Here is a 12,871-nt window from a genome sequence, read left to right on the forward strand (position 1 = left end):
GAAAGATGCCCTTGAGTTCCTTTCATTCAGTGCTCCGCGACCTTCTGGTAGACTGGTTGGCTTTATCTACCCTGTTCCGGAGTCTTCATGTCTGACCTGACCACCCGCCTGGCCGCTCTGAATGATGCTTTGCGCCAGCGCATTCTGATTCTCGACGGTGGTATGGGCACCATGATTCAGAGCTTCAAACTCGAAGAAGCCGATTTTCGTGGTGAACGCTTCGCCGATTGGCATCGGGATCTGAAAGGCAATAACGACCTGCTGATCCTGTCGCGCCCGGATGTGATTGCCGATATCGAGCGCGCCTATCTGGACGCCGGCTCGGACATCATCGAAACCAACACCTTCAACTCCACCCGGGTTTCCCAGGCCGACTACGGCATGGAAGAGCTCGCCTACGAGTTGAACCTGGAAGGCGCTCGAATTGCCCGCCGGGTTTGTGATGAGAAGACCGCTGAGACCCCGGACAAGCCGCGCTTCGTTGCCGGCGTACTGGGGCCAACCAGCCGCACCTGCTCCCTGTCGCCTGACGTCAACAACCCGGGTTACCGCAATATCACTTTCGATGCGCTGGTGGAAAACTACAGCGAGGCTACTCGTGGCCTGATCGAAGGCGGCGCTGATCTGATCATGATCGAGACCATCTTCGACACGCTCAACGCCAAGGCGGCTATCTTCGCCGTGCAAGGCGTATTCGAGGAGCTGGGTGTGGAGCTGCCGATCATGATCTCCGGCACCATTACCGATGCTTCCGGCCGCACGCTCTCCGGCCAGACCACTGAAGCCTTCTGGAACTCGGTGCGCCACGCCAAGCCGATCTCCATCGGCCTGAACTGTGCGCTGGGCGCAAAAGAACTGCGCCCCTACCTGGAAGAGCTGTCCGCCAAGGCTGACACCTACGTCTCCGCGCACCCCAACGCCGGCTTGCCCAACGCCTTCGGGGAATACGACGAAACCGCCGCACAGACCGCCGAGCTGGTGGCCGAGTTTGCCGAGTCCGGCTTCGTCAACATCGTCGGTGGCTGCTGCGGCACCACGCCCGAACATATCCGCGCCATCGCCGAAGCGGTCAAGCATATCGCTCGTCGGCAGATCCCGGATATCCCCAAGGCTTGCCGCCTGTCGGGCCTGGAGCCCTTCACGATCGATCGCAACTCATTGTTCGTCAACGTCGGTGAGCGTACCAACATCACCGGTAGCGCCAAGTTCGCCCGACTGATCCGCGAGGACAATTACACCGAAGCGCTGGAAGTCGCGTTGCAGCAGGTGGAAGCCGGCGCCCAGGTCATCGACATCAATATGGACGAGGGCATGCTGGATTCGAAGAAGGCCATGGTGACCTTCCTCAATCTGATCGCGGGCGAGCCGGACATCTCCCGGGTGCCGATCATGCTCGACTCTTCCAAGTGGGACATCATCGAAGCCGGTCTCAAGTGCATCCAGGGCAAGGGCATCGTCAACTCCATCTCCATGAAGGAAGGCGAAGAGCAGTTCCGTGAGCACGCGCGCCTGTGCAAACGCTATGGCGCCGCTGTGGTGGTGATGGCCTTTGACGAAGCCGGCCAGGCCGATACCGCCGCGCGCAAACAGGAAATCTGCAAGCGCTCCTACGACATACTCGTCAACGAAGTCGGCTTTCCGCCAGAAGATATCATTTTCGACCCGAACATCTTCGCCGTGGCCACGGGTATCGAGGAGCACAACAATTACGCAGTGGACTTTATCGAGGCCTGCGCCTACATCCGCGACCACCTGCCCCATGCGCTGACCTCCGGTGGCGTGTCCAACGTGTCCTTCTCGTTCCGTGGTAACAACCCGGTGCGCGAGGCAATCCACTCGGTATTCCTGTACTACGCCATCCAGAACGGCCTGACCATGGGGATCGTCAACGCCGGCCAGCTGGAAATCTATGATCAGATTCCGCTGGACCTGCGTAACAAGGTCGAGGATGTGATCCTCAACCGCCACCCCGGCGCCACCGAGGCCCTGCTGAACATCGCGGAGGACTATCGCGGCGACGGCACGGTGAAAGAGGTCGAGAACGAGGAATGGCGCAGCCTGCCGGTGGACAAGCGGCTGGAGCATGCGCTGGTCAAAGGCATCACCGCCTTCATCGTCGAGGATACCGAAGAAGCCCGCCAGCAAGCCACGCGACCGATTGAGGTCATCGAAGGCCCGCTGATGTCCGGCATGAACGTGGTCGGCGACCTGTTCGGCTCGGGCAAGATGTTCCTGCCCCAGGTGGTCAAATCCGCCCGGGTGATGAAGCAGGCCGTAGCGCACCTGATCCCCTTCATCGAAGAGGAGAAAGGCGACAAGCCCGAGGCCAAGGGCAAGATTCTCATGGCCACGGTAAAAGGTGACGTACACGATATCGGCAAGAACATCGTTGCCGTCGTGCTCGGCTGTAACGGCTACGACATCGTCGACCTGGGCGTGATGGTACCCGCGGACAAGATCCTCAAGACCGCCATTGAAGAGAAGTGCGACATCATCGGCCTGTCCGGCCTGATCACCCCCTCGCTGGACGAGATGGTCCATGTCGCCCGGGAAATGCAGCGCCAGGATTTCCACCTGCCACTGATGATCGGCGGCGCCACCACCTCCAAGGCGCACACCGCAGTGAAGATCGACCCGCATTACAAGAACGATGCGGTGGTCTATGTCACCGACGCCTCCCGTGCGGTGGGCGTGGCGACCACTCTGCTATCCAAGGAGCTGAAGCCGGACTACGCGCAGAAGACCCGCGACGAGTACGCGATGATCCGCGAACGTACCGCCAACCGCGCAGCGCGTACCGAGCGTCTGAGCTACGAGAAGGCCCTGGCCGCTGCTCCGCAGTTCGACTGGACGGAGCATGCGCCGGTACAGCCAAGTTTCCTTGGCCGCAAGGTGCTGGAAGACATCGATCTGCGGGTGCTGGAGCAGTACATCGACTGGACGCCCTTCTTCATCTCCTGGAACCTGGCAGGCAAATACCCGCGCATTCTCGAGGATGAGGTCGTCGGTGAAGCAGCCACCTCGCTGTTCAACGACGCCCAGGCCATCCTGCGCAAGCTGATCGACGAGAAGCTGATCCGCGCCAAGGCGGTGTTCGGCTTCTGGCCGGCCAACCAGGTCGACCATGACGATATCGAACTGTATGACGAACAGGGCCAGCCGATCAGTCGGCTGTTCCACCTGCGCCAGCAGACAGTCAAGACCGACGGCAAGCCGAACTTCTGCCTGGCCGATTTCGTCGCGCCGAAGGACAGCGGCGTCACCGATTATGTCGGCGGCTTCATCACTACCGCCGGCATCGGCGCCGAGGAAGTGGCCAAGGCTTACCAGGAGGCCGGCGACGACTACAACTCGATCATGGTCAAAGCCCTCGCCGACCGCCTGGCCGAGGCCTGCGCCGAGTGGCTGCACCAGCGCGTGCGTCGCGAGTATTGGGGCTATGACCCGGAAGAACAGCTGAGCAATGAGGAGCTGATCAAGGAACAGTACAAGGGCATCCGCCCTGCCCCCGGCTACCCGGCCTGCCCGGACCACACCGAGAAAGGCACGCTGTTCGACCTGCTCGACCCCGAGGCCAACTCCGGCGTGACGCTCACCGAGCACTACGCCATGTTCCCGACCGCGGCGGTCAGCGGTTGGTACTTCGCCCATCCCAAGGCGCAGTATTTTGCCGTCGGCAAGATCGACAAGGACCAGGTGGAAAGCTACAGCAAGCGCAAGGGTCAGGATATCGACACCACCGAGCGCTGGCTGATGCCCAACCTGGGTTATGACGTCTGATATTGGGTAAGCGTCGAATCCAGTTACTGCCCAGCCAGGAGCGTTTCAAGAACATCACCTTGCTGGGCCTGCCGATTGTGGGGGGCATGCTCAGCCAGAGCGTGCTGAACCTGGTGGACGCCGCCATGGTCGGCTCCCTGGGCGAAGCTGCACTGGCAGGTGTCGGCCTGGGCGGTTACGCCAACTTCGTGATCATCGCGTTGGTCATGGGGCTGGGCGTGGGAGTTCAGGCCACCGTGGCCCGCCGCCGCGGCGAAGGCCGCAACGAACAGCTCGCCGCACCGCTCAATCATGGCCTGTTCATCGCCGCCCTGCTGTCCCTGCCGCTGATGCTGCTGTGCTGGTTCAATGCCGAGCACATCATCGGCTTGCTGAGCGACGATGGGGATGTCATCGCCATCGGCAGTGATTACTTTCAGTGGCGCACCCTGGCGGTCATCGCCGTGGGCTGGAACTTCGCCTATCGGGGCTACTGGAATGGCATTCGCCAGACCGGGCGTTATCTGCAGATTCTGGTGGCCATGCATGTGTTCAATGTGGTCATCAGCTATGGCCTGATTTTCGGGCATTTCGGCCTGCCGGAAATGGGCGCGGCCGGCTCCGGGCTGGGCACCAGCATCGCCATGTTCCTGGGCACCGGCATGTATTTCCTGCTGACCTGGCACACCGGCCGCCGCCATGGCTTCATGCGCAGCCTGCCGAGCCTGACGGATATCCGCTTCATGCTGCGCCTGTCTGTGCCCAACTCCCTGCAGCAGTTCTTCTTCGCCACCGGCGTGACGGCCCTGTTCTGGATCATCGGCCAGATCGGCACCGCCGAACTGGCCATCGCCCATGTGCTGGTCAACCTGGCGTTGCTGCTGATCCTGCCCGGCGTCGGCCTGGGCATGGCAGCCACCACGCTGGTCAGCCATAGTCTCGGCGAGCAGCAACCTCAGGAAGCCTACCGCTGGGGCTGGGATGTGGTGCGGGTAGCGGTCGTCACGCTGTTCATCATGGGCCTGCCCTTCTGGTTGGTACCTGAGCTGATACTGCAAGCATTCACCCGGGACCCGGAGCTGCTGACCCTGGGTATCTGGCCTTTGCGTATCACCGGCTTGGGCATGACTCTGGATGCCATCGCTCTGGTACTGACCCAGGCGCTGCTGGGGGCCGGTGCCAGCCGCACGGTGATGAGCGTGAACCTGGGCAGTCAGTGGCTGATATTCCTGCCCTGCGCCTACCTCGCCGGGCCTATCCTCGGCGGCGGGCTGCTGGCGGTTTGGCTGCTGCAGAGCCTGTATCGGGTCATGACTTCTGTTATCTTTGCCATAATGTGGGAGCGCAAGCACTGGGCTGATATTCAGATCTGATGATCCAGCAGGCGAGACAGCGATGACCGATAAAAAGAACGATGACAGGGACACACCGCCACGGATGCGCCGGCGAGACATGATCAGCACCATTCTGTTCGGTGCCCTTGGGGTTCAGAGCAACAAGGCCAGGGAGCGGGATTTCAGCCACGGCAAGCCAAGCCACTTCATCTTCTTCGGGCTTGGCTTCATGCTGGTGTTCATCCTGGTATTGGTGGGTGTGGTCAAACTGGTAACCCACCTCGCCGGCTAGAGATGGAGCCCTAGTGCTGGCTGACCCAGAATACGGCAGCCGCCACGGCGATCAGAATCAGTGCCACGGCTGCAAAGGCATCGAGACCACTGTTTTCGTCGCCACCGGTATGGATATCGTGGTTGTCCATGAAGGTCTTCCTCTTGTTTTTGAAATGGGAATGTTCTGCCGATACAGTTAAGCCCAGCCCGCGCAAATGCACAAGTGACAGCGGGACCGGACTCTCTTATTCGATCTAAGCATATAAATAAACATTCCTTTTAAGCATAAAGAAAAACTGATATCGTCTGCGCGCTTCCTGAGCCATGCCGGGTTGTGCTTCCGTAGTCACGGGCAACAGAGTGCCCTACAACAGGTTGTCAGAATGTATATTTACGACGAGTATGATCAACGCATCGTCGAGGACCGCGCCAAGCAGTTCCGCGATCAGGTACGCCGCTACCTCGCCGGTGAATTCTCCGAAGCGGAATTCCTGCCGCTGCGCCTGCAGAACGGCTTGTACATCCAGCGTTACGCTCCGATGCTGCGTATCGCGGTGCCCTATGGCGTGCTGTCGTCCGAGCGCCTGCGCAAACTGGCGCACATCGCTCGCCATTACGACAAGGGTTTCGCCCACATCACCACGCGCCAGAATATCCACTTCAACTGGCCGAACCTGGAAGATGTGCCGGATATCCTGGAAGAGCTCGCATCGGTACAGATGCACGCCATCCAGACCAGCGGCAACTGCATCCGCAACACCACCACCGACCAGTTCGCCGGCGTCGCTGCCGATGAGCTGATCGACCCGCGCCCCTGGTGCGAGATCGTCCGCCAATGGTCGACCTTCCACCCCGAATTCGCCTTCCTGCCGCGCAAGTTCAAGATCGCCATCAACGGAGCCGAGGAAGACCGCGCCGTTATCGGCATCCACGACATCGGCCTGAACGCTGTGCGTAACGAAGCCGGCGAGCTGGGCTTCCAGGTGCTGGTCGGCGGCGGCCTGGGCCGTACTCCCATGGTCGGTGCCGAAATCCGCTCCTTCCTGCCGTGGCCGCACCTGTTGACCTACCTGGAAGCCATTCTGCGTGTGTATAACCGCTATGGCCGTCGGGACAACAAATTCAAGGCGCGCATCAAGATTCTGGTCAAGGCGCTCACCCCCGAGGTATTCGCCGAGAAGGTCGAAGCCGAGTGGCAGAACCTCAAGGATGGCAGCGCCACCCTGACCGAAGCAGAGCTACAACGGGTCAGCAAGTACTTTGTCAGCCCCGAGCTGGAAAGCTTCGCCGGCGACGATGCTGGCTATCTGGATAAGCGCAGCAGCGACAACGGATTCAACAACTGGGCCACCCGCAACGTGCAGGCGCACCGCGCGCCGGGCTACGCCGCCGTGACCCTGTCGCTCAAGCAAACCTCCATCGCCCCCGGCGATATTTCAGCCGAACAGCTGGATGCCGCCGCCGAGCTGGCCGATCAATACAGCCTGGGTGAAATCCGCTCCACCCACTACCAGAACCTGGTACTGCCCTATGTGCGCCAGCAGGATCTGTATGAGCTGTGGCAGAAATGTCGTGAGCTGGGCTTTGCGACGCCCAATATCGGCCTGCTGACCGACATCATCTGCTGCCCCGGCGGTGACTTCTGCTCCCTGGCCAATGCCAAGTCGATTCCGATTGCCGAGTCGATCCAGGCTCAGTTTGACGATCTCGACTACCTATACGACATCGGCGACATGGAGCTGAACATCTCCGGCTGCATGAACGCCTGTGGCCACCACCACGTCGGCCATATCGGCATTCTCGGTGTGGACAAGAAAGGTGAGGAGTTCTACCAGGTATCGTTGGGTGGCAAATCCGGTCGTGATGCCGCCATCGGCAAGATCCTCGGCCCCTCCTTCGCCGCCATCCAGATGCCCACTGTGGTGCAGAAGCTGATCGACGTCTATGTCGAGAACCGCACGCCGGAAGAGCGCTTCATTGACACCTACGAGCGCATTGGTATGGCCCCGTTCAAGGAGCGCGTGTATGCAGCAGATAATTAAGGGCAACCAGGTCGTTCCGGACACCTGGGAAATGCTGGCCAAGGATGCCAGCCTGGAACAGCTGACCAACTCCGGGGACATCATCGTGCCGCTGGCCATGTGGCTGGAGCACGCCCATGCCCTCAAAGCACGGGATGGCCGCCTGGGTGTGTGGCTGGATGCCGACGAAGAAGCCGAAAGCATTGCTGATGACCTGGAGCACTTTGCGGTTATCGCACTGAACTTCCCGGTCTTCAGCGACGGCCGCAGCTACTCCAATGCCCGCCTGCTACGCGACCGCTACCAATACCAGGGCGAGCTGCGCTCGATTGGCGACGTACTGCGCGACCAGCTGTTCTTCATGCACCGCTGCGGCTTCGACGCCTACGCCCTGCGCGAAGATCATGACCCCCATGCCGCACTGGCCAGCCTGAACGACTTCTCCGAGGTTTATCAGGCGGCTACCGATCAGCCGTTGCCACTGTTTCGGCGGCGCTGATTAAAAGAAAAAACCGGACGCTCAGGCGTCCGGTTTCGTTTTGGGGCACCCAGTGGGCCATAGTTTCCCTGAGATGTTGCCTTATTCCTTTTCAGAATAATCCGGCCCTTGGTCATTTACCGGCCTAACTTGCCCTGAGTTCACAGCCTTTGCCTTTTCTTCATCGGTATAAGGTCGACAGGCTACACTGTATACATTCTGGTACCACTGCGCGCGACGGTGAATAAACTTCAGCCTACGAAAATACAGGCCATAGCCTTTTACGAAGCAGGCAGCATCTTGCTGAGGAATGTTAGCAAAGACATTTTCTTCCGGATACACCAGGTACGGGAAGTACCAGCTTTCTGCGATTTGATAAAACTTACCATTGTTCAATACGGTACTGCAGGGTAGAGAGGTGCAACCAGTAAATTGGTATAGCTCGCCGGCTTCAATTTCTTGTTTGCCGGTTGTATAGACCAACTCTTCAAAATTGGTTGAGTAAAAATAAACCGCCGACAATGCAATATGCAGTAGCCAAGCCGACGTCCCCATACCCATAGAGCAAATGATAAATCGCTTGCCAGAAAAAATCGGCTTGCCGTTATCTTGTAATGTTACTTTTCCATCTTCGCGCTCATAGGCCGCCCAATGAAATGCTTTGGCGATAAGACTGAATAGCGTGCGGGCCAGCCCCCAGACCGCCAGCATCACGGCTGCCAGCTTGCCCAAGATAAAAACAGACATATCATAGATTTTGAGCAAGCCACCTTTAAGCTTGAGTGAGCGGTCCATCCCGCTCACCCATGCCGGCCGCGTATCTATCTCGCTTGCTCTTACACTGGTCGACGCTTCCAGTTTACGAGCTCGCTCCACCAACGGATCCCGTTCCGGCATAGTCACCCTCTGTTAGCCTGTTGCTTGTTCAACACCTTGACCATCGGGCAAACTCATGACCGGGCAGCGTTCGACCTCATCGTAACCGATGGTGATAATGCCGCTACTTTGGTCTGCAAATAGTACGGTATTGGCAATTTCAGGCTTAATAACGCCCTCAATATAACCGGTAATACCACGGGCACCGTTTACGGGCTTGTAATGATCGCGGCACATGGCAGACAGTGCCGTAGAGTCCATCGCAACGGTCAGGTTAGGCATGGTCGTTCGTACCATTTCATTGAGCTTGTTGATTTCACGAATAGCGATCATTTCAATAATCGACAGGCTCAACGTATTGAAGCAAACAATATTTTGTCGACCACTGAAGCGGTTCAGAAACTCGGGACGATATTCCTTTTCCAGGTCTTCCATCGCCAGTTCTTCAGCGATGGAAAAATTGCTTTGGCCCAGGAAGTGCCGGGTGCCAATGTTAGTGGTCATTAAAATGATGGAGTCTCTAAACGAGACCGTCAAACCTCGGTTGTCCGTCAGACGTGCATCATCGAGAATCTGTAAAAACACGTTGAAGATGTCAGGATGCGCTTTTTCGATTTCATCGAAAAGAATGATTCGGCGCGGATTCTTACGCATTTCATTGGTTAAAATACCGCCTGCTTCATAGCCTTCATAACCCGGAGGCGCTCCAATGAGCTTCGCAACGGCGTGCTTCTCCATATACTCCGACATATCGAAGCGCAACAGCGCGCTTTCGTCATCGAATAGCTCCGCCGTCAAGGCTTTCGCAATTTCGGTTTTACCGACACCAGACGGCCCTAAAAACAGGAACGACGCCTGAGGCTTATTGGGTGCCTGTAACCCAGCTTTGGCCACCCGCACCTGATTGGCGAGTTTTGTTATAGCGACATCTTGGCCATAAACACGCTTTGCTAATTGGGCATCCAGGTGCAGCAGCTTTTTACGCTCATCTTGAGTAAGCTTGGTCACAGGAATGCCAGAGATGGAACTGAACTCGATGAGTACCTGCTCTCGTTCCAGCTCCAACTGATCGTTGATTTCCTTGGTCTGCGCTTCAAAGTCGCTTTTCTTTTCTTTAACCAAGGCCTCGTATTGACTGATTTTTTGTTTAATATGGGTGACCACCTCGGAATCGAGGCTGACTGTGTCCAGCATGAAGCGATTTAACGCAGACGTGCTTCCTTTTATTCCCTCTTTATCGGCTGCGTTTTCCCGAGCTTCAGCTTCTTTTAAAAGCTGCGTTTCCAGCTCATCTTCTAAACGACGAATGCCCTCTTCGCCATTGCGTAATTCCTGGAACAGTTTTTTTATAGTCTGTTGCCGTGTTTGCCATTGTTGCGAGATGGTCTGGATATTCGCTTTCAGTTCGTTTATACGAGGGGAATTTGGTTCCTCTTGCGCCAGTGCTTCCAGCTCGGCTTCCCAAACCACTATTCTCGGGTCTTTAGAATGGGCTCGCAACCGATAACTGGTTAACGCGCGATCCAGCAACGTAAATGAGCGCTCCGGTTGCGCTCGGCTTAACCCCATATCCCGCACACGGTACTTTTCGGTTAACTCCACCGCGGCGGCTATCGCCGAATCGGCTATGCGAATTTTGTGAAACGGCTCCAGCCTGCGGCGTGCGGTCTGATCAACAATGTCGATTAGCTCATCCGCAGCCGGCTCACTCAAGTCCAGCACGGTATAGTATTCGCGCATGTCAGAGTGGGCGCTCAATACCACATTCAAATCTGCATCGCGGCTTTCCAAAATAACCTGAGTATCTTTTTTTCGCACGGCGCGCATTAGCGCGTTGATCAGGTGGGAAGCACCATTATTCCGTGATGCTTCGATAAAATCGCGCATGTCATCAATGATCAATACGCTGTCGGGTGTGCGGGCGAGTATTTTCAGAGCTTTCTGGAAGCTATCATTAATCGTGTTCGGGTTACCTGACGCAAACAGACCATCACTATCTAACCAGAAAAAACGCTTGCTGATCAGGTCGTAGGGAGCTCCGTCGTCTAATTTGCGCTCTTCCAAACCAAGGCACAACGCCGAGCAGCCTTCACCACCAGAGCCAACCAGCAGAATGTTATTTGCGTTCCGTCGCGTTAAAATAGCGGTCAGCTGCTGTACTGGCTCTGTGCGCCCAATTAACGAAAACTCAGGGCGTTGTGCGAGGTAATCATGACCACGTATTAGATGGTCGTGTATCGGGGTGTTTGCTTGTCCTGACATTGAATATCTCGTTTCCATTTGAGACTCGCTGGCGTATGAGCCAGCCCCTTTTTCTTCTAAAAAGCTCAATAACCTAGCGCGTTTATGCTGGTTAGGTTACTTACCCTTGGTTAGATGGAAATGGTTGAAGATGAACAAGACCTATAGTTTAAGGTCGGAAAAAGATATCTCAGCTTCTCGAACTGAGGTTTCAGCGTCTTGTTCAGGTATAGATGTGCCCGCCGCATTCATTACCTCAGCGGTAACACCTTTGGCCTTTTTAATAGAGCTGGCCAAGTCCGCAGCCGTTGACTCAATTTCACGCTGCAGGACCTTTTGCTCCTCCAAGGCTGAGCGTGTAATTTCGGTTGCCTTGTCGCTAATGTCTTTATAAGTTGCCAGCTGTTCAATTGCCTTTGATAACTCATCATTTTGCAAGTGCATATGCGTCGCATTTTTAATTGCTTCGTTCTGCGCGATATCATGAGTAATTGTATTCATTTTGTTCAGTGTGTTTTGCGTTGTTGTGCGCGCCTCATTCAAGGCGGCGGACGATACGGCAGTTAACACTGTACTTAAGCGGCTTGCGATACCCGCGGTGCCGCTGGTGTGCATTTTGCGAGTGTGACTTATTTGCTGATTATTGGTATCACGCATGGACTTGATGTTCATACTCTCTTCCTGCAGCTCTCCCAATGTGCTTAATGTATCCACTTTGGACGCCGTTAATGCTTCAATGTGCTCATTAACTGCTTCGAGCTTATCTTCACGCTCATATTGCGCTAACGTGGTTTCTTCCTCAGCGGTAATATTAAATCGATTAGACAAGTCGGCATTGCTGACTTCAGCATCTTTTATACCGTCACTGACGACAGCAAAAATGCGCTTCATATTGCCGTTTACGGTGTCGACATTTTTAATCTGCGATCTTATTTTGCCCATCCGGTCCAGAACAGAGCCGGTACGCTCATCCGTTGTGTTTACAAAATCCAACGCGGCTTTCACCAGGCTTTCTTGACGGTCTTTATGCTCCTCAGACGTGATGTCCAGCAATTCACGTAGCTGCTCTTTTTCCGCTGAAAACTCAGCAAACCTGGTCTCACGATTAAATGTGGTGCTTTCAATTTTTTCACGCAATGCTGCAGCAGTATTTTTGTGATTTTCAATGAGCACTTCGTTGCGAGCAATGTTTTGCAAAGCATCTTTCTTTACGCCGCCCATACCAAACCAAGAGCGATCTTCACGCAAAGCAGCGATATCTTGATTCAGTTTCAGAATGTTAGCCTCAAGCGTATTCAACTCAGCTTCTTGCTCGGCACGTAGCTGTTTAATGCGCTCTTCTTCTTCCTTATCCTCTTGGATTTCTTTGAATACATCGTACATGGCGCCATCGCTTGCCATATTGAGGCGATGTACGGCATCAATGATTTCAATAAGCGGTGTTATTTTCTGCTCGAAGCTAAGCAGGGAGGAATTCATGTCTTCAAAAACTGCCTGCAGCTCAGAGAAGGCTTCAGTATCAGCAAGCCGAATAATCTCTTTCGACATTTCCTTACGGTAGGCCATCAAGTATTCTTTGAACTGTTCAAAGGAGGCGAGTCTCGCTTCATTTTCTTCTTTTGACTCTGTCTCGTTATAGGCTAATGCTCTAGCGACAGCGTCTTTCTTTTCGGAGGGCGAGGCGTCTGACTGGACGACAATTTGATGGAATGGGTTGCTTTCGATTTGAGCAAACTGCTTGGAAATTGTGCTTTCTTCCGATTTTTCAGTAGTATCGACCGCCCGCTTCTTGGTATATTTTTCGACAGCTGCATCCGCGAGCGATTTCGAAATTTTGCCTTTGGCAGCACCTTTTGCCATTGTTCACTTCCTTGAATTATCAATTGCTT

At 55.6% G+C, this 12,871-nt stretch carries 8 protein-coding genes; 5 read left to right on the plus strand and 3 right to left on the minus strand.

The window, feature by feature from the left end:
* Positions 1–87 precede the first annotated feature (87 nt).
* The 5 genes from metH to BM267_RS10275 all read left to right on the plus strand — a co-directional run bounded on the left by metH (position 88) and on the right by BM267_RS10275 (position 7,886).
* A complete protein-coding gene (metH, locus tag BM267_RS10255) occupies positions 88–3,780 on the plus strand; it encodes a methionine synthase (RefSeq protein ID WP_074779821.1) in 3,693 nt (1,230 codons plus the stop codon).
* A 2-nt stretch (positions 3,781–3,782) separates the two neighbouring features.
* A complete protein-coding gene (locus tag BM267_RS10260) occupies positions 3,783–5,132 on the plus strand; it encodes an MATE family efflux transporter (RefSeq protein ID WP_235818269.1) in 1,350 nt (449 codons plus the stop codon).
* A 22-nt stretch (positions 5,133–5,154) separates the two neighbouring features.
* Complete coding sequence (locus BM267_RS10265; RefSeq protein WP_074779823.1) at positions 5,155–5,385, plus strand: DUF2970 domain-containing protein; 231 nt, start codon at positions 5,155–5,157, stop codon at positions 5,383–5,385.
* A 364-nt stretch (positions 5,386–5,749) separates the two neighbouring features.
* On the plus strand, positions 5,750–7,408 hold the full coding sequence (locus BM267_RS10270; protein ID WP_074779825.1) for a nitrite/sulfite reductase: 1,659 nt from the start codon (positions 5,750–5,752) through the stop codon (positions 7,406–7,408).
* The gene (locus BM267_RS10275) at positions 7,392–7,886 is read left to right on the plus strand and encodes a DUF934 domain-containing protein (RefSeq protein WP_074779827.1); all 495 of its coding nucleotides are present in this window, start codon (positions 7,392–7,394) and stop codon (positions 7,884–7,886) included. Before BM267_RS10270 ends, BM267_RS10275 begins: the two co-directional genes overlap by 17 nt.
* An 81-nt stretch (positions 7,887–7,967) precedes the next feature.
* Here the strand turns inward: BM267_RS10275 and BM267_RS10280 are convergent, their stop codons facing one another.
* The 3 genes from BM267_RS10280 to BM267_RS10290 all read right to left on the minus strand — a co-directional run bounded on the left by BM267_RS10280 (position 7,968) and on the right by BM267_RS10290 (position 12,842).
* Entirely contained in the window at positions 7,968–8,762 is a 795-nt protein-coding gene (locus tag BM267_RS10280; RefSeq protein ID WP_074779829.1) for a hypothetical protein, read from the minus strand.
* Between the two features lie 12 nt (positions 8,763–8,774).
* Positions 8,775–11,003: an AAA family ATPase gene (locus tag BM267_RS10285; RefSeq protein WP_074779831.1), complete on the minus strand. Its 2,229-nt coding sequence runs from the start codon at positions 11,001–11,003 to the stop codon at positions 8,775–8,777.
* A 141-nt stretch (positions 11,004–11,144) separates the two neighbouring features.
* Complete coding sequence (locus BM267_RS10290; protein WP_074779833.1) at positions 11,145–12,842, minus strand: hypothetical protein; 1,698 nt, start codon at positions 12,840–12,842, stop codon at positions 11,145–11,147.
* Positions 12,843–12,871: the final 29 nt, after the last annotated feature.

Source organism: Halopseudomonas bauzanensis, assembly GCF_900114735.1.
GTDB classification, from domain to species: Bacteria; Pseudomonadota; Gammaproteobacteria; order Pseudomonadales; family Pseudomonadaceae; genus Halopseudomonas; species Halopseudomonas bauzanensis.